The 16,843-nt window shown below is 51.0% G+C and carries 21 protein-coding genes; all 21 read left to right on the forward strand.

The features are described from left to right. The first annotated feature begins 13 nt into the window (after positions 1-13). The 21 genes from V2154_RS02375 (at position 14) to V2154_RS02475 (ending at position 16,838) form a co-directional block, all read left to right on the forward strand. Entirely contained in the window at positions 14-169 is a 156-nt protein-coding gene (locus tag V2154_RS02375; RefSeq protein ID WP_278879049.1) for a DUF6889 family protein, read from the forward strand. Then, positions 159-2,414 carry a lytic transglycosylase domain-containing protein gene (locus V2154_RS02380; protein WP_353500912.1) on the forward strand — a complete coding sequence of 752 codons (2,256 nt, stop codon included), beginning with the start codon at positions 159-161 and terminating at the stop codon, positions 2,412-2,414. The genes V2154_RS02375 and V2154_RS02380 overlap by 11 nt, the downstream gene beginning before the upstream one ends. After that, complete coding sequence (locus V2154_RS02385; RefSeq protein ID WP_353500913.1) at positions 2,414-3,013, forward strand: phage baseplate protein; 600 nt, start codon at positions 2,414-2,416, stop codon at positions 3,011-3,013. Before V2154_RS02380 ends, V2154_RS02385 begins: the two co-directional genes overlap by 1 nt. Further along, positions 3,014-3,319: a phage baseplate plug family protein gene (locus V2154_RS02390; protein ID WP_353500914.1), complete on the forward strand. Its 306-nt coding sequence runs from the start codon at positions 3,014-3,016 to the stop codon at positions 3,317-3,319. It begins immediately after the preceding gene. A gap of 2 nt (positions 3,320-3,321) precedes the next feature. Beyond that, positions 3,322-4,353: a baseplate hub protein gene (locus tag V2154_RS02395; protein WP_353500915.1), complete on the forward strand. Its 1,032-nt coding sequence runs from the start codon at positions 3,322-3,324 to the stop codon at positions 4,351-4,353. Continuing rightward, a complete protein-coding gene (locus tag V2154_RS02400) occupies positions 4,353-4,694 on the forward strand; it encodes a hypothetical protein (RefSeq protein ID WP_353503891.1) in 342 nt (113 codons plus the stop codon). The genes V2154_RS02395 and V2154_RS02400 overlap by 1 nt, the downstream gene beginning before the upstream one ends. Positions 4,695-5,159: 465 nt before the next feature. Continuing rightward, positions 5,160-5,393, forward strand: a complete 234-nt coding sequence (locus V2154_RS02405; protein ID WP_353500916.1) for a hypothetical protein — start codon at positions 5,160-5,162, stop codon at positions 5,391-5,393. Positions 5,394-5,395: 2 nt separating this feature from the next. Next, positions 5,396-6,160 carry a hypothetical protein gene (locus tag V2154_RS02410; protein ID WP_353500917.1) on the forward strand — a complete coding sequence of 255 codons (765 nt, stop codon included), beginning with the start codon at positions 5,396-5,398 and terminating at the stop codon, positions 6,158-6,160. Positions 6,161-6,215: 55 nt separating this feature from the next. Then, complete coding sequence (locus V2154_RS02415; RefSeq protein ID WP_353500918.1) at positions 6,216-6,971, forward strand: Gp138 family membrane-puncturing spike protein; 756 nt, start codon at positions 6,216-6,218, stop codon at positions 6,969-6,971. Then, complete coding sequence (locus V2154_RS02420; RefSeq protein WP_353500919.1) at positions 6,968-7,321, forward strand: contractile injection system sheath initiator; 354 nt, start codon at positions 6,968-6,970, stop codon at positions 7,319-7,321. Before V2154_RS02415 ends, V2154_RS02420 begins: the two co-directional genes overlap by 4 nt. After that, positions 7,318-8,514, forward strand: a complete 1,197-nt coding sequence (locus tag V2154_RS02425) for a baseplate J/gp47 family protein (protein ID WP_353503892.1) — start codon at positions 7,318-7,320, stop codon at positions 8,512-8,514. The genes V2154_RS02420 and V2154_RS02425 overlap by 4 nt, the downstream gene beginning before the upstream one ends. After that, entirely contained in the window at positions 8,514-9,170 is a 657-nt protein-coding gene (locus V2154_RS02430; protein WP_353503893.1) for a baseplate wedge 1 family protein, read from the forward strand. The genes V2154_RS02425 and V2154_RS02430 overlap by 1 nt, the downstream gene beginning before the upstream one ends. 1 nt (position 9,171) lies before the next feature. Beyond that, positions 9,172-10,245 (forward strand): gp53-like domain-containing protein, encoded by a 1,074-nt coding sequence (locus V2154_RS02435; protein ID WP_353500920.1) that lies wholly within the window; start codon positions 9,172-9,174, stop codon positions 10,243-10,245. A gap of 1 nt (position 10,246) precedes the next feature. After that, positions 10,247-10,666 carry a tail fiber assembly protein gene (locus tag V2154_RS02440; RefSeq protein ID WP_353500921.1) on the forward strand — a complete coding sequence of 140 codons (420 nt, stop codon included), beginning with the start codon at positions 10,247-10,249 and terminating at the stop codon, positions 10,664-10,666. 113 nt (positions 10,667-10,779) lie between these two features. Further along, entirely contained in the window at positions 10,780-11,019 is a 240-nt protein-coding gene (locus V2154_RS02445; RefSeq protein WP_353500922.1) for a DNA polymerase V, read from the forward strand. 1 nt (position 11,020) lies between these two features. Beyond that, positions 11,021-11,413 carry a HumD family translesion DNA polymerase gene (locus tag V2154_RS02450; protein WP_353500923.1) on the forward strand — a complete coding sequence of 131 codons (393 nt, stop codon included), beginning with the start codon at positions 11,021-11,023 and terminating at the stop codon, positions 11,411-11,413. Between the two features lie 115 nt (positions 11,414-11,528). Beyond that, positions 11,529-13,118: a peptide chain release factor 3 gene (gene prfC, locus V2154_RS02455; protein ID WP_353500924.1), complete on the forward strand. Its 1,590-nt coding sequence runs from the start codon at positions 11,529-11,531 to the stop codon at positions 13,116-13,118. 480 nt (positions 13,119-13,598) lie between these two features. Then, entirely contained in the window at positions 13,599-14,189 is a 591-nt protein-coding gene (osmY, locus tag V2154_RS02460; RefSeq protein ID WP_034786952.1) for a molecular chaperone OsmY, read from the forward strand. A gap of 283 nt (positions 14,190-14,472) precedes the next feature. Further along, positions 14,473-14,634: a DUF1328 domain-containing protein gene (locus V2154_RS02465; RefSeq protein ID WP_013577105.1), complete on the forward strand. Its 162-nt coding sequence runs from the start codon at positions 14,473-14,475 to the stop codon at positions 14,632-14,634. Positions 14,635-14,847: 213 nt separating this feature from the next. Next, positions 14,848-16,059: a patatin-like phospholipase family protein gene (locus tag V2154_RS02470; RefSeq protein WP_353500925.1), complete on the forward strand. Its 1,212-nt coding sequence runs from the start codon at positions 14,848-14,850 to the stop codon at positions 16,057-16,059. Further along, positions 16,059-16,838 carry a TatD family hydrolase gene (locus V2154_RS02475; protein WP_353500926.1) on the forward strand — a complete coding sequence of 260 codons (780 nt, stop codon included), beginning with the start codon at positions 16,059-16,061 and terminating at the stop codon, positions 16,836-16,838. The genes V2154_RS02470 and V2154_RS02475 overlap by 1 nt, the downstream gene beginning before the upstream one ends. Positions 16,839-16,843 lie beyond the last annotated feature (5 nt).

Below are 16,843 nucleotides of genomic sequence, written 5' to 3' on the forward strand. Positions count from 1 at the left end.
TGAGGACTGGCTGATGCGCCCCGTTAAGGCGGGGTACATCACTTACCCAAACCTGAAGGACGGCACGGTCGATCTCGCTGACATCGCCTTTATGAATGACTGCCTTGATTTGGACGCTGACAACGAGGCGCTGATAGAGCAGTGGAGAGCTGATAACGATGGATGCTGAAACTATTAAGGACTTCCTGATCAGCCTCGGTTTCCAAATCGATGATGCTGGTGCCAAGAAGTTCGACAGCGTAATTGCTGGCGTAACGGCGAACGTTTTTAAAATGGCTGCCGTGGTCGAGGGTGCCGCGCTGACGGTGACGGCGTTCACCGCCAAGATTGCCTCTGGTCTGGATGACTTGTACTGGGCGTCGCAGCGCACTGGCGCAACGGTCGCAGGCATCAAGGCAATCGGGTATGCAGCATCGCAAACCGGCTCCAGCGCGGCAGCTGCGCAAGGCTCGTTAGAAAGCCTCGCCCGATTTATGCGCAACAATCCCGGTGCCGAAGGATTCTTGAATCGGTTGGGCGTCCAGACGCGGGACGCCAGCGGGAATATGCGCGACATGTCCGCCGTATTCTCCAGCGTCGGCCAGCAGCTTAGCAAGATGCCGTACTATCGCGCTAACCAGTACGCGCAGATGCTCGGCATTGATGAAAACACGTTGATGGCGATGCGCCGTGGGCTAACTGGTTTCACTGCTGAATACTCTGCCATGGCAAAGGTGATTGGCTTCAACGCCGATCAGGCTGCCGTGAGTTCTAACCACTTCATGACCTCGCTGCGCGATTTCAGCGCGATGGCGGGCATGGCGCGGGATAAAATCGGCTCTAACCTCGCTGACGGGCTAGCGGGTTCAATTGACAACCTGCGCAAGCAAATCCTCGACAACTTTCCGAAAATCGAAGACACCATCACCCGCGGCGTAAAGGGTATCCTCTGGCTGGCTGACGCCATCGGGCGGGTAGTCTTCCGGTTGATTCAGGCGGCCGGTGATATTCGCCAGTGGTTTAACAACCTCGACAGCGGTACGCAGAAACTGATAGCTGCATTCGGTGGGTTGCTGGTGGCGTGGAAGCTGCTGAACAGCGCTTTCCTGACCTCGCCAATTGGCATGATCACCTTGCTTATTGGCTCGCTGGGGCTGCTCTACGATGACTATAAAACGTGGAAGGAGGGCGGCAAGAGCCTGATTAACTGGGCGGAGTGGGAGCCGGGCATTACCTCCGCGCTAAAGGGCATTGATCAACTACTGCAAAGCGTCAAAGGTCTGGCGAAAGAAGTTGGTGCGCTGTTTGGCATCGACCCGAAAAAGTGGACCGCGAAGTGGGAACTGGACAGCCTGACTCATCAGTTTAGTGAGCTGGCGAAAATGCTGGATACCATCGCAAAACTGCTGAATGCCATTAAAGACCGGCGATGGTCTGATGCTGCGAATTTAACGAAGGATTTGTTAAAACAGGGTAGTGACCAGCCTGATGCTATGCCGGGCGTAACTAAAAGTGCCATGGAGACACGCAGCTGGCTATTGGATAAGTACAACTCGGCGAATGATGCGTTAAATAACATCTATTTCGGGATTAATAACAGCCTGAATGGATCTTATCTCGATGCAAATCATTCATTGAATAAGGTGCTGCCTAAATGGGCCGGCGGTTCAACGGATGAACCTGAGCAGCACGCTCAGTCAACGCGAAAAATTAAAAACGCTGACTTGCCGGGTACGGTTGCCGGTCAGTTCAATGAAACTGTTGAACGCATTAAGGGCCAGAAATTCGCCGATAATTTCACGGATGCGCTGCTGCGCTTGGTAAACATGGCCGCCGCTCAGACTAATACCTCAAGCACTGACTACTCTATGCCCGAAGGCGTCACCGCGCCAAAACCGACAACGGCCGGTGCTGCGCTGCTGGGATGGCTTCAACCAACATTCAGCAAGCTCGAGGCGCTGTATAAGCTGCCAGAGGGGCTATTGAAAAGCGTGGCCATCACTGAATCAGCTGGCGACCCTAACGCCGTGTCTGGCGCTGGCGCTCAGGGTCTGTTCCAAATCATGCCGAAGACAGGTAAGGATTTGGGGCTGCGTGGCAACGATGCGTTTGATCCGGTTAAGTCAGCGCAGGCGGCTGCCAAATACCTTGCTCAGCTGATGAAGCAGAACGGCGGAGACTTGGATAAAACGCTGGCGTCTTATAACTGGGGGATTGGCAACGTGCAGAAGTACGGCATGGCGCTGGCACCCAAGGAAACACGCCAGTACGTGCCAAAAGTGAAGAGCAATCTTCCGGGCCACACGCTGAACCAAGAAACGCACATTACGGTTTATGGTGCGACCGATCCGCGCGCTACGGCCAATGAGATAGGGCAACGCCAGTCCGTTGTTAACTCAAGGGCCACTCAGCAAATGAACAAAGGGCCGAGCTAATGGATATTCTTTCCGTACTTCTTCACCAGCGGTCCCGAAGGATCGGCCTTATCATTCCCGACGTGGTGATTTCTGAGAAGCATTCGGACACGCTGGAAATCACCGAGCATCCGCTTGAGGTACCGACCAATACGGGGGATGGTTCTTCAGGGGCAGGGTTTACTTCCGACCATGCTTACCGGCGCCCCTCGGAGTTGGTAATGGATGTGGGGTTCTCTGGCGGCGGTTCTTTGCTGGACCCGAGCTTTTTGAATACCAGCTCTATCGGCCTCTCCTTGGGTTTAAGTCCGAAGGAGGTTTACCAGAATCTGCTTGATTTACAGCGTAGCCGGCAGCCCTTTGATGTCGTTACCGGGAAGCGGCAGTACCAAAACATGCTTATCCGCAATTTGGATGTGACCACGGATAAGGAAAGTGAAAACGTCTTAATGGCGACGCTCACGCTCAGGGAGGTGATCATCACCAGGACGCAATCCATTAGCGTTGCCGATAAGGGCAGCATGAAGGAGGGCGTTAGCACGTCGCCCGTGCTGAATTCGGGCGTGAAAACCCCTAAGCCAGCTAACAGTTCGATACTGAGTAGCATCTTCGGAGGATAAGTGAATATTAACGAAATCCCCCTATCCCCTGACAACCAAACATTCAGCACCACCCTTGCTGGGGTAACGCTCACCATGCGCATTGTGTGGCGTGAGGGTGTGGGCTGGGTTTTGGATTTGATCGACAACAATGATGTCGGAATAGTCACCGGTATCGCGCTGGTGAGCGGTGTTGATTTGCTCGCGCAATTCAGTCATTTACAGCTGGGCTTTAAGCTGGTGGTTGCCTGTGACGATGCTTCGCAGGAGTACCCCACGAAAACCGATCTCGGCATCAACAGTCACCTGTACGTTTTGACGGAGTAATTATGAGCCTTAACTGGATGCGCCACTTTGAGTTGCAGCTTCTCGATGATGGTGGCAGCGGCATTTCGCTGTCCGACCTGAAAGTGACTTTCGAAATTGAAAAGATGCCGAACACCATTTTTAACGGCTTCGTTGGCAACTTCAAAATTTACAACCTTTCCCCAGAGACGCAAAACCGGATCATGGGGAAGGAGTTTAAGCGCGTTCGCGTCATCGCGGGTTATGACGGACTGAAGGATGTTGCCGGTAATTACCCTGACCAAAATATCGGCCTGATATTCAACGGCGATATTCGCTTTACGATAGCCGGGAAAGAGAACATTACCGATTCGTGGGTGCTGCTTCAGTGCCTCGACAGCTGGGATGGGCACCTCAACGCCAGCGTAAAAACTACCGTGGCCGCCGGGTGGAAGTATTCGGACCTGTTCGATTTGGGCATGAAATCCTTCGAGCCTTACGGCATTACAACCGGCAGCATACCGGAAATGCCTGATACCGTTTTCCCGCGTGGCCGCGTGATTTTTCAGTCAACCAGCGTGCTGATGAACGATATCGCCCAAAAGTGCGGTGCTAACTGGTGGTACGAGAACAACCAGGTGAACATACTGCCGCAAGGGAAGTACATCCATGAGGCTGTCGTGCTAAATGCGAATACTGGCCTTGTCGGTATGCCTCAGCAGACGATGGGCGCGGGCGTGAACGTGCGCTGCCTGATTAACCCAAACATTAAGCTTGGCGGCCTAATCCGCCTTGACCAGCACTCAGTGTATCGCGCGGCGCTGTCTAACGAGCAGATCGCTGGCACGCAGGGGGCAGGGGGACAACTGGGTGAAACGGAGACGAACGGCAACCTTTCAGTCGGTGGCCTAGTTGGCTCGCAGCCTGCCTCGATTAATACCGACGGTGATTACATCGTAGGCAGCATCAACTATACTGGTGACACTCGCGGGCAAGCCTGGTATATGGACCTGCTGTGTCTCGCTAAAGGAGCTGCTGAATTGCAGAGTTTCAATACACTCAGTAAGGTTGGATGATGAAAACCATCGGTGCGTTACTTCTCTCCGCGCTTTTAACTCCTACGGTTTCTTTGGCTGCTACTCAGTGCGGGCCATTTCATCTTGAAGCTGCGCATGATGGTTTCATGCATATTAACGGTCAAAAACCCGAAACTCAGAAGATGACATTCTTAAAGCAAAAGGATGATTTTAATAACGTCATGATGCAGTGGATGCTACCTGATCCGAAGGTAGGTCGTTACTTGGGTATTGACTATGTTAAACGTGACAATAAGGCTATCCTCAACGTTGAAGTCGTCCGCACTAACATGAACCAGCCGCGCGAATTCTGGTCATATGATTGCGTGAAGGTGAAGTAAACCCTCTTGTTGTGCCAACCGTGTTACTCCCGCCTTAGCTTTTAGAAAAAATCGTTTCTGCAATGCTGAATGAACGCGGAAAGCTTGAACTTTTCGTGCTCATCCAGCGAGCGGTTTGAGTGATTTTACGGCTGATGCGAAAAGTAAACGTTTTTGAATGCCCTTTATGCGTGATAGGAAGCTCGTGGCGAGGCGCATTTCAAAATCATATGGTGGTATGCGTCAATTTCGCACATTTGTGAGAGCGTTCTAGATGTGCTTTACGTCATCAGAAGCGCAACCAAAAGTTGAAGAGTTACCTTTTAGGTAATACACTCAAATAACGATAACTGTGGTTATCGCCAGTGCTTTTGCGGATAAACATGAATTATTAGTGAGTTGCGAAGCATCAAGGACGGCATTTTGTAGCGAATGAATTCGTTGCATCTCAGAAAGCGGATAGTTCTCTGAGTAGGAGGAATGTATATGAGAAACGTAAAAAGCTTCATGGCTAGGCTAGCTGATCCAGACCGTATCATGGATTTGTTTGTTGACAATCGCTGGGATACTGCTGAAAGTCCGGCATCCCAAAATTCCAATAGTCGTTATTATTTCGACAGAAGCGGTGCGTTAATTGTTAACAATAAAAACGCAGACGTTAGAAGGTCGTTTGATGAAAATATTAATGCTTTAGCAAGTAAAAAACTTCGTCAAGGATAAAGATGAGCGCTGCATTAATCGTTGTCGTTTTAGTATGTGGCTATATGTACATCAATAGCCACATACCATCAAAGCATCAATTCAAAAAATCAACGGGATGGCAATCTTATTTTCAGGTAGCCATGAAAGGCGCTTATTACGTTAGTATATCTTTTATATCGCTTTTGATTCTTTGGCTCGCACTTGTATTGGTAATGTTAATATTTAACATCCCATTGCTGTTCAAAGAAAAGCCTGAATATTTCACCTTTGCGTATGATCTTCTACAGATTAAGTTTGTTGGTTTAGGCCTTCCATTTGTACTTCTTGTAATAATTGCCGGAATTCTTAGCTTTATCGAATCAAAGAACGAAGAAAAGAAACTTGTCGATCCTGAGCAAAGAGATAGAATTTTCAATGAAATAGCTCAATCCAATCCTATTGAAGGAATTATTCTCGAATCTTTTACAAGTAACCAGCACCTGCTAGTTTCAATTACATTGAAATCAAGAAAAGTCTATGTGGGAATGCCACAGGAATTAAGGCTTGAACATCTTAATACTGATGTGATCGTATTAATACCATTCCTTAGTGGCTACCGCGATAAAGACACTTTGTCATTCATTGAAGATGTCAACTATGCTGATCATTATCAGGAATGTAGCATTGGTTTTGATACTCAACCACTTTCATTGAAGCAGTATAGGCACGTAATTCCACGTGATCAGATTGAGTCAGTTTCACTATTTAACGCTGAAGTTTATAAGAAGTTTAAAGAATCAAAATAAAACCTAATTCAACAAAACCCGCCGCGTGCGGGTTTTTTTATGCCCGGAGAAAAGTATGCCAGTACCGCTTAATTCACAGCTTGGTAGCGAGCAGCACCTTGATACCGCTTTGGCTAAAGAAATCATGAGCACTTTGCGCGTCGCGATGCCCGGCATTATTCAATCGTTCGATCCTGAAACTGTGACATGCGTCGTTCAGCCAGCTCTAAAGGGAGCAGATACAGACAGTGCCGGAAACCAAGCATCTCTCGATTTGGCGCTGCTGGTCGACGTGCCGGTGGTGTTCCAGCGTGGCGGCGGCGTCACGATGACTTTTCCGGTTAAGGAAGGCGATGAGTGCCTGGTCATTTTCGCTGACCGCTGCATCGATTTCTGGTGGCAGAACGGCGGCGTGCAAGAGCCAGTTGATTCTCGCCAGCATGCCTTATCGGATGCGTTCGCCATTGTCGGCCCTCAGTCGCAGGCAAAGAAGATCAGCGGCATCAGCATGACCGCCGCGCAGCTGCGTACCGATGACGGCGCGGCGTTCGTTGAAGTGTCAGCGGGCCATGACATAACAGTTAAAACGCCCGGCAAGCTGACCGCCAGCGCGGAAGGCGGTACCGAAATCACTTCGCCGACCATCGTACTTAACGGCGCAGTGACGATAAACGGCTCACTGAGCCAAGGTATGGGCGAAAGTGGCGGCGGCGCGACGATGCTGGGACCAATTATCGTAACCAATGATGTGACCGCGGGCGGCAAGAGCCTACAAAATCACATTCATGGCGGTGTACAGACGGGCGGCGGCCAGACGGGGAAACCATCATGAGATATCGACGCGAAGATGCTGACGGCGATTATACCTTCGGGCAGGGTGACAATACCTTTCTGGTTAACTCTCCCGAGGCGGTAGCGCAGGCGGTAAAAACGCGGTTTATGCTTTGGCGAGGTCAGTGGTTTCTTGACCAGACCAGCGGCACGCCGTGGATACAATCGGTTCTCGGCAAGCAGCCGCCGGACGTCTACAACCTGGCTATTCGCCAGCGCATCCTTCAAACGCAGGGCGTCAGTTCTATTATCAGCTTTGACACCTCTGTAGACGGCAAAACGCGGCGCGTTTCATTCACGGCAACCATAGACACTATCTACGGAGCAACGACCTTCACAAGCGAGGCATAATGCTTAATCTCGATACGCTGGGGCTGTCCGCCACCGTGACCGCCTCCGGGATCAGTGCGCCCGATTACCAGACAATCCTCTCGACCATCACCAGTTACTTCCAACAGATTTACGGTACTGACGCTTATATCGACCCAGACAGCAAAGACGGCCAGATGATCGCCCTTTACGCCTTGGGAATTCATGACGCCAATAATGCCATGATCACCGTATACAACTCGTTTTCCCCGGCAACGGCGCAAAGCGGGGCATTGAGCAGCAACGTTAAAATCAACGGTATCACGCGCCAGGCGGCGACGAAATCCACGGCTGATTTAGTCATTACAGGGGAACCAGGCACGCTCATAACGGCCGGTGCTGTACGTGATGCCAATAGCGGCTTATGGGACCTGCCAGTCAACGTCAATATTGATGTGTCTGGAACAATGACGGTGACGGCAATCAGCCGCCAAAGCGGCAATGTTGCGGCGCTGGCAGGAACTATAAATCAGATAGCGACGCCGACGCGCGGGTGGTATACGGCTATTAACCCGTTGGCAGCCACGCCCGGCAGCAACGCTGAAACAGACCTACAGCTGCGGCAACGGCAGGAGAGGAGTACGGCCCTGCCTTCACAGACAACCCTTGATGGTATCGACGGCGCGTTATTTGAAGTGAATGGCGTAACGCGTGTTCGCATCTACGAGAACGACACTGATGTCACTGATGGAAATGGACTCCCGCCCCACTCAATAAGTTGCGTTGTAGGTGGAGGAGATTCAACAGCTATTGCGACCGTGATCGCCAAGAAAAAAGACCAAGGGACTTTTACCTTTGGCACCACGGCGATCGGCATTATTGGGAAGTATGGGGAACCAAAAGTAATAAGGTTTGCTCGTCCATCCGACGTTGGCATATTCGTCAATATCAGCCTTTCAGTTTATGCCGGTTACACATCATTGGTGGGGGATTCTATTAAGGCCGAAGTCAAAAAATATATCAATTCTCTCCAAATTGGCGATGACGTACTGGTAAGTCGCATCTATTCCCCAGCCAACCTCGGAGTGATGTCGGGTGGTGATAGTCGCTATTACGATATCAACTCGCTGACAATCGGCAGGAGCGCAAGCACAACGGCAGCGTCAAATATCTCCATTGCCTATAACGAGGCGGCGAGCAGTGATATAGCCAATATAAATATCACGGTGGCATGATGAGTAAATACACTGACCTGATCACTAATTATCACGCTTTAAAGCCCCTCTATTTTCAGCACATCGATTTAATCACACGGCCATTTACCAACATCTCAAGCGCTGCAAAAGGCATGCTTGATCAATTTGATTTGGATAAGGCCGCCGGCCAGCAGCTGGATATTCTTGGGATTTGGATAGGACGAAAGAGAACAGTCTCAACACCGATCACCAATGTCTATTTTTCGCTAGATACGGAAGGGCTGGGATTTGATCAAGGGAGCTGGCAAGGGCCTTTTGACCCTGATAACGGTTTTACTTCGCTGAGTGATGATACCTATCGCTTAGTGCTAAAAGCCCAGATAGCGATCAATCGGTGGGATGGAACTGTGGGGGGGCTTGAGGATTTAATGGAGTCCATCTTCGCGGGAACGGGGATCGAAGTGCAGGTGATAGACAATCAGGATATGTCGATAACGATAAACGCCATCGCCATTAATGGATTACAAAACACCTCAGCAGAATTAATAGAAGTCATTAAATCTGGTGAGTTAACGGTAAAAGCCGCTGGGGTACGCGTTAAGAGTCTGAATATTGTAGACCCGCAACACCCTGTTTTCGGTTTCGATATTAACAGCATAGCAACGTCCGGATTTGATGCCGGCTATTGGAGTTAGAATGCCAACCAATGATTTTAAACCTTTCGCTACATCCCCAGGCGCGAACGTTCTTAGCCAAGCTGATTATAACGCGCTGACTGCCGTCTTAACCGGATGGCAGAGCGGCGTTGCTAAGTCTACGGAAGTTAACAAAGCAATGCGGCAGGCCACTTTTATCGCGTCCGCTATTGCACAGTTTGTGGCTGATTCATCAGGGCGGGACGTTCTTGATGACGGAAGTGTCGCTAATTTCATTACTAAATTGAAGTTAGCAAATAGTTCTCAATACCTAGGAAATGGAAACAACCTATCAGAGATTGCAGCATCGGGTGGGGCAGCCCAGCTACAGGCGAGGGAAAGCATTGGATTGACGGGAATGGGCATTGGAGTCGCCCCCCTGCAGGCACTGCCATCGCTAGATTGGCAGCAGTTCGATTTTGTGGCTGGGGCGAATTACGCCTCGCTCTTTAGCTCGTGGGTGAACCAACCAGCAGGCGTTACCTACCCTTCAGGAAGCTTTATCTCAATTACGGTGGACTATCTTTTAAATGGTGGTGATTTCGGGGTGACCGTGCTTCCAAATACATCATCTAATCCCAATTACATGGTTTATAAGATAAGAGGTAGCGGAGGGAAAGGGGCTAGGACTTTTAATGTAAGGCAGGTGTTCACATCAGCAGACACAATCCCACTTTCCAGCGGCGGCCTAGGAGCAACAACTCCAGCAGGGGGAAGGGCGGAATTGGGGCTGGGTACTGCTGCTTTGGCCAATGTGGGTAATGGCTCCGGACAACTTCCTGACATGTCATATTTCACCACTGGGGCGGGATGGATAAAATATCCAAATGGGAAAATAATCCAATATGGATATTTGCAAACTAGCACCTCAAGCTCCGTTGTTGCTAGTTTCCCAATCCCATTCCCATCACAGTGCTACGGAATTACAAGCTCAGGCACGGATGCAAGTGCAGCAAATATCAGTGGGTGCCAAATTATAGACCGAACCAGTTTTTTTGCATCAGCATGGCTTGCAACTGCGGGTAGCGTGAACCGCACGGCGACAAACATTTCATGGATAGCGGTGGGAATTTAAAATGACATATTTATTTAATGCAGCACAAAAGGCCTTTTATCCGACATCCCTCAAGGATGCTTATGAGGCGGCAGGGACGTGGCCAGACGAAGGGGCCGAGGTCGATGAGAGTGTATTCGATGAATTTACCGCTCAGCCTCCAAAGGGAAAGGTTCTTTCCTCAACAGAGCAAGGACTTCCATGCTGGGATGATGCGCCAAAGCCCACGCCAGAGCAACTAGCTCAGCAAGCGGAGAGTGTTCGCCAACAGTTAATATCGAACGCGAACCAAGTTACTTCCGATTGGAGAACTGAACTATCACTGGGAATTATCAGCGATGATGACAAGGCATCTTTAACAGCATGGATGCAATACATTAAGGCTGTAAGGGCTGTTGATGTGACCCAGTTGCCGGTGACTTTCCCTGCTCAGCCTAAATAATTTTCTTTCCTTCCCGATCAGCAGCATACCAGTCGTAAACAAAATCGAGCTTTTCAACCCAAAAAACTCATGATTATACTGTATGCATAAACAGTATTTTGTGGGAGTGGATTATGGGTAGACGATACGAAATTGACGCAGCATTCAAAGCTGCAATCAAGATCAGTGAGAAGGAGCGGCGCACGGTCGCTACTGAGGATTTCTGTGCCGAATTGGAGAAAGTGAATTGTCGCTGGGAATTGAAGGAGGCGAACCAGTGGATTGAAATATATGTCAGCGCATTCCGTGATGTATGGGAAAGAGACGGAGAGCACCGCATTTTCATGCTTTATAATCCAAACGGAGGTCTTTGACATGGGCTTCCCATCTCCAGCAGCAGACTATGCAACCAAGCGATTAACACCGAACGATGCCTGTCACTGGTCCGACAGTCCGGGCCAATATCTCATGCGCGCTGCTGTTTCCAGTTGGCGCGCAGGAATTAAAAAGGACGCATTGTTGATAATCGACTCAGCCCGCAAGCCTTGTGACGGTAGCATTGTCGTCGCTGAGGTTTGCGGGGAGTTCTTGCTGAAGCGTATGCGCTTTCATCCGACGCTGTGCCTTGCTGATCTGGACCAGCCAGAAGATGTGACGCTGATCGATGGCGGAGATTGGGAAGGCGAGGAGACGATTATTTTCGGAGTGGTGACGCATGTGATCAACGACGCGACGACGGAAGAGTTCGATGACAGCCCACTGATGTGAAAGCGGTGAGGGATTAGCCTCACCGATAGCACCTCACCGCATTGCAATGTAGAATCCCCGCCTAAGAGAAAAATTTAATTTGTACATAGCGTTGTACATAGTTGAGATAAAAACAATGAGTAACCTGAGTTTAGCCGCAGAAATAGCGTCTCGACGCACTTTTGCAATCATCTCTCACCCCGATGCGGGTAAAACGACCATCACTGAAAAGGTGTTGTTATTCGGACACGCGATTCAGACCGCCGGTACGGTAAAAGGCCGTGGCTCCAATAACCACGCGAAATCCGACTGGATGGAAATGGAAAAGCAGCGTGGTATCTCCATCACTACCTCCGTGATGCAGTTCCCGTACCGCCACTGTCTGGTTAACCTGCTCGACACCCCGGGGCACGAAGACTTCTCTGAAGATACTTACCGTACCCTGACGGCGGTGGACTGCTGTCTGATGGTGATCGACGCCGCGAAAGGTGTAGAAGACCGTACCCGCAAGCTGATGGAAGTTACCCGTCTGCGCGATACGCCAATTCTTACCTTTATGAACAAACTCGACCGTGACATCCGCGACCCAATGGAAGTGATGGACGAAGTTGAGCGCGAGCTGAAAATTGCCTGCTCGCCAATTACCTGGCCTATCGGCTGCGGTAAGCTGTTCAAAGGGGTTTACCACCTCTATAAAGACGAAACTTACCTGTATCAGACCGGTAAAGGTCACACCATTCAGGAAGTGCGCATTGTTAAAGGGTTGAACAACCCTGACCTCGACGCCGCCGTGGGCGAAGATCTGGCGAAACAGCTGCGCGAAGAGCTGGAGCTGGTGCAGGGCGCGTCCCACGAGTTCGAGCAAGAAGCATTCCTCAGTGGCGAACTGACGCCAGTGTTCTTCGGGACTGCATTGGGTAACTTCGGCGTTGACCACATGTTGGACGGACTGGTTGAGTGGGCACCTGCCCCAATGCCACGCAAAACCGACCTGCGCGAAGTGAAAGCCAGCGACGAGAAGTTCACTGGATTCGTGTTTAAGATCCAGGCCAACATGGACCCGAAACACCGTGACCGCGTGGCTTTCATGCGCGTGGTGTCCGGCAAATATGAAAAAGGCATGAAACTGCGTCAGGTGCGTACCGGCAAGGACGTGGTGATTTCCGACGCGCTGACCTTTATGGCGGGAGACCGTTCGCACGTGGAAGAGGCTTATCCGGGCGATATTATCGGCCTGCATAACCACGGCACCATTCAGATTGGTGACACCTTCACTCAGGGCGAGAACATGAAGTTCACCGGCATTCCGAACTTCGCCCCAGAAATGTTCCGTCGCATCCGTCTGCGCGACCCACTGAAGCAGAAACAGCTGCTGAAAGGGCTGGTTCAGCTGTCGGAAGAGGGCGCAGTGCAGGTATTCCGCCCAATCGCCAACAACGATTTGATTGTTGGCGCAGTCGGCGTACTGCAGTTTGAAGTGGTGGTCGCGCGTCTGAAGAGCGAGTACAACGTTGAAGCGATTTACGAATCCGTCAACGTCAGCACCGCCCGATGGGTTGAATGCAGCGACGTGAAGAAGTTCGAAGAGTTTAAGCGTAAGAACGAAGTTAACCTGGCGCTGGACGGCGGCGATAACCTGACTTACATCGCGCCAACCATGGTGAACCTGAACCTGGCGTCAGAGCGTTACCCGGAAGTGACGTTCCGCAAAACCCGCGAGCATTAATTTTCACTGCTCGGTTAACCTATTTCATTGGTTAACTCAGCCCCCCTCAAAAGGCGACGATCCGGTCGCCTTTTCTCTTCCCGCTTGCACAATTCTGCTGTTTTAATCTTTCCGCTGCGAAACTACTTTTGCGGTTTTCGTTGATTTATTGGGCAATATTGTGGTGTTTTGATCGGACTTGTCTGCATTTGGCGCCGATTTGGCATTCTTTCTCCCCATCTTCGATTTCTCAGCTATATTAAATCTGTGTGTAGCGAACGGTGGGTTAAACCACTGCTTCCGATTAATAAAGCAGAGTGTTATAGGGTAAAGGTGACAAATCTCACCCTTTAACAAATGACTCTACTGCACATGCAATAAGAGAAAGGTTTTTAACTAAGTTACAGACCTTGAGTCTGGTTCGATATTGCACAAAACCGTCACGACCATGTGACGTAAAGAGTCCGCCATTTAGGACTTATAAACTAAAGGAAGAAATCGATGAAAAAGTCTAACTTTGCCTATTCCATGCTGGCCGTTGTTTTGAGCACCGCTGTAATGAGCGGGAGCGCATTGGCTGCAACCACCACTGATAGCGCGGGTGCAAAAATCGATAGCTCCATGAAGAAAGTTGATAGCTACATGGGCGACAGCGCCGTTACAGCAAAAGTTAAAAGCGCACTGATCGATGACAAAGCGATCAAGAGCAATGATATCTCCGTTAAAACCGACAACGGCGTCGTCACGCTGAGTGGTTTTGTCGGTTCACAGGCTGAAGGCGAGCAAGCCGTGGCCGTTGCAACTAAAGTTGAAGGCGTAAAATCCGTCAGCGATAAACTGCACACTAAAGACAGCAAAGAGCAGTCCGCAAAAGGCTATGCTGGCGACACCGCCACCACCACGTCGGTGAAAGCTAAGCTGCTGGCTGATGACATCGTTCCATCACGCATGGTCAAAGTTGAAACCACCGACGGTGTTGTTCAACTTTCCGGTTCAGTGAAAGATCAGGCGCAGGCCGATCGTGCTGAAAGCGTGGCTAAAACCGTTGACGGTGTAAAAAGCGTCAAAAATGATTTGAAAATCGCACCATAAGATTTTCGATCAAAGATTGCCTGTTTAGGCAGGCAATCTGCTCTTCAGCAGTAAGCGTTAACACCATAAAACAGAACTCATGGGACCTTTCGCGCCATAAAACAGTCAGTTTTCCTAACAGTTTCATTTTTACGACTATCTTTAAAAGGTAAGCATTTTTCTTTCAACACGTAAAAAGCACTTTTGAAGCAGCCGAAAAGAAATGTTTAAAGCTGAACTGAGGCCCGGAATATTGGGTACCACATTGATTTGGGTAAAAGTTAAATAGGGTAAGGAGAAGCTTATGTTTCGTTGGGGCATTATATTTTTAATCATCGCGCTTATCGCGGCGGCACTTGGTTTCGGTGGTCTGGCTGGTACAGCTGCTTGGGCTGCAAAAATCGTCTTCGTCGTCGGTATCATTCTGTTCTTGGTGAGCTTGTTTACCGGACGTAAACGACTCTGACACCAGGTCGGAAAGATTAAGTAGCACTTAGAATCCTGCCGGGGATTAAATCTTACGCTGAGTACCAACTTCTAGAGATTAGATAGCTTGGTTAACAGAAAGTAACGATTTAATCCCCGGTATTTTGTCTGTTGATTACCCATATTAGAAAGACAATGTATGCTCTTAGTTGAGGCCCGCCATCTGTGAGGCTGAAATACTGAGGGAAAGGCGTTGGGATACAGAATACCTGTCACGCTCGGCAACATTGAACCACTGGCTTACAAACCCTACAAACCAGGCAAGATAGCGCTGGTGTGCGAAGGCGGCGGACAACGCGGAATTTTCACCGCTGGCGTGCTGGATGAGTTCCAGCGTGCGGGGTTTAATCCGTTCGACCTGTATATCGGCACCTCTGCCGGGGCACAAAATCTCTCCGCTTTCGTCTGCGGCCAGCCGGGTTATGCCCGACGCGTCATCACTCGCTACACAACCAGCCCACACTTCTTCAATCCACTGCGCTTTGTGCGTGGCGGCCACCTGATCGATCTCGACTGGCTGGTGGAAGAAACCTCAAAAAATATGCCGCTGGCGATGGATACCGCCGAAAAGCTGCTGATCGACGGCCGCGAGTTCCTGATGTGCGCCTGCCGCAGCGATGACTACTCCGCCAACTACTTTGCGCCGACGCGCGAGAACTGGCTGCCGGTGATCAAAGCCTCCAGCGCCATTCCGGGCTTTTATCGCATGGGCGTGGAGCTGGACGGCGTGAGCTACCAGGACGGCGGCATCAGTGACGCCATCCCGGTGGAAGAAGCCTATCGCCGTGGCGCGGACACGATCGTGGTGATCCGCACCGTGCCGTCCGCCATGTTCTACACCCCGCAGTGGATGAAGCGGATGGAGCAGTGGCTGAGCGAAAGCAGCCTGCAACAGCTGGTGCGCATGATGCAACACCATGAAAGCAGTTATCACCGTATTCAGCAATTCATCGAAAACCCACCGGGCGATCTGCGCATCTTTGAGATTTTCCCGCCAAAACCCCTGGCCAGCCACGCGCTGGGCAGCCGTTTCCCGGCGCTGAATCAGGATTACCATCTCGGACGCCGCTGTGCGCGCTACTTCCTGTCTGCTGCGTCACACTGGCTTATCCCGCGCGAAAAAGATAAACCCTTGCCCTACATTTTGCCGCGCAAAACCCGGCCAAAACGCGTGGTGGTGCCGGAAGATAATCCAGAAAACGTGGTGCCGATCGCCGCGCAGGCCGGTCCGGTGGAGCAGATCATACTCGATCCCGCCGTGCTCACTGACATCGTGGCAGATGGCGGCATGGTACGCCCGGCCGCATTCCACGATGAAAGCCAATACGCCGCCAAAAGCAGCGCGCCTAAGCCCGACGCCTCGCCAAAAGCCGAGGACAAACGCAGCGATGGTGAGAATCTGTAATGGCGCATTTTATTGATACCCACTGCCATTTTGATTTCCCGCCTTTTACCGGCGCCGAGGCTGAGAGCCTCTCCATGGCGGAACAGGCGGGTGTCCGCCAAATCATCGTGCCTGCCGTTACCTCAGACCGTTTTCAGGGCATCGTGCGGCTAGCCAAACAGCATCCCCAGCTTTACGCCGCGCTGGGCCTGCATCCGCTGTATATCGCCCAGCACCGGGATGCCGATATTGATTTGTTGGACGGTTTTCTGGCTCAGCGTGATAACAAGCTGGTGGCGGTAGGGGAGATTGGTTTAGATCTCTATATGGAAGAGCCGCAGTTTGAAAAGCAGCAGCGGCTGCTCAAATCGCAATTTGCCTTGGCGAAACGCGAAAACCTGCCGGTTATCCTGCACTCTCGCCGCAGCCACGATCCGCTGGCCGCCATGCTGCGTCAGGCGAAACTGCCGGCGACGGGCGTGGTTCATGGTTTTGCGGGCAGCCTTTCGCAAGCACAAGCCTTTGTTAAATTAGGCTTTGCTATTGGCGTCGGTGGTACCATTAGCTACGAGCGAGCGCAGAAAACCCGCAATGTGATGGCCCAGCTTCCTCTCTCCAGTCTGCTACTTGAAACCGACGCGCCGGACATGCCGCTGCAAGGTTTTCAGGGCCAACCCAACCGCCCCGAGCGCGCCGCAGCGGTATTTGATGTGCTGTGCGAACTGCGGGAAGAGTCCCCGGAGCAGATTGCCAGCGCACTGCTGGAGAACAGCCGCCGCGTTTTCGCCCTTCCGCTTTAAATTTC

Origin of the sequence: Ewingella sp. CoE-038-23, from assembly GCF_040419245.1 — a bacterium.
Classification (GTDB): domain Bacteria; phylum Pseudomonadota; class Gammaproteobacteria; order Enterobacterales; family Enterobacteriaceae; genus Ewingella; species Ewingella allii.

Coding starts and splice junctions, on each gene's coding strand:
- V2154_RS02410 (WP_353500917.1), top strand. CDS start 5,396: ATGAGCGCTGCATTAATCGTTGTCGTTTTAGTATGTGGCTATATGTAC.
- V2154_RS02450 (WP_353500923.1), top strand. CDS start 11,021: ATGGGCTTCCCATCTCCAGCAGCAGACTATGCAACCAAGCGATTAACA.
- V2154_RS02385 (WP_353500913.1), top strand. CDS start 2,414: ATGGATATTCTTTCCGTACTTCTTCACCAGCGGTCCCGAAGGATCGGC.
- V2154_RS02445 (WP_353500922.1), top strand. CDS start 10,780: ATGGGTAGACGATACGAAATTGACGCAGCATTCAAAGCTGCAATCAAG.
- V2154_RS02415 (WP_353500918.1), top strand. CDS start 6,216: ATGCCAGTACCGCTTAATTCACAGCTTGGTAGCGAGCAGCACCTTGAT.
- V2154_RS02420 (WP_353500919.1), top strand. CDS start 6,968: ATGAGATATCGACGCGAAGATGCTGACGGCGATTATACCTTCGGGCAG.
- V2154_RS02440 (WP_353500921.1), top strand. CDS start 10,247: ATGACATATTTATTTAATGCAGCACAAAAGGCCTTTTATCCGACATCC.
- V2154_RS02400 (WP_353503891.1), top strand. CDS start 4,353: ATGAAAACCATCGGTGCGTTACTTCTCTCCGCGCTTTTAACTCCTACG.
- prfC (WP_353500924.1), top strand. CDS start 11,529: ATGAGTAACCTGAGTTTAGCCGCAGAAATAGCGTCTCGACGCACTTTT.
- osmY (WP_034786952.1), top strand. CDS start 13,599: ATGAAAAAGTCTAACTTTGCCTATTCCATGCTGGCCGTTGTTTTGAGC.
- V2154_RS02435 (WP_353500920.1), top strand. CDS start 9,172: ATGCCAACCAATGATTTTAAACCTTTCGCTACATCCCCAGGCGCGAAC.
- V2154_RS02395 (WP_353500915.1), top strand. CDS start 3,322: ATGAGCCTTAACTGGATGCGCCACTTTGAGTTGCAGCTTCTCGATGAT.
- V2154_RS02380 (WP_353500912.1), top strand. CDS start 159: ATGGATGCTGAAACTATTAAGGACTTCCTGATCAGCCTCGGTTTCCAA.
- V2154_RS02430 (WP_353503893.1), top strand. CDS start 8,514: ATGAGTAAATACACTGACCTGATCACTAATTATCACGCTTTAAAGCCC.
- V2154_RS02375 (WP_278879049.1), top strand. CDS start 14: ATGCGCCCCGTTAAGGCGGGGTACATCACTTACCCAAACCTGAAGGAC.
- V2154_RS02405 (WP_353500916.1), top strand. CDS start 5,160: ATGAGAAACGTAAAAAGCTTCATGGCTAGGCTAGCTGATCCAGACCGT.
- V2154_RS02465 (WP_013577105.1), top strand. CDS start 14,473: ATGTTTCGTTGGGGCATTATATTTTTAATCATCGCGCTTATCGCGGCG.
- V2154_RS02475 (WP_353500926.1), top strand. CDS start 16,059: ATGGCGCATTTTATTGATACCCACTGCCATTTTGATTTCCCGCCTTTT.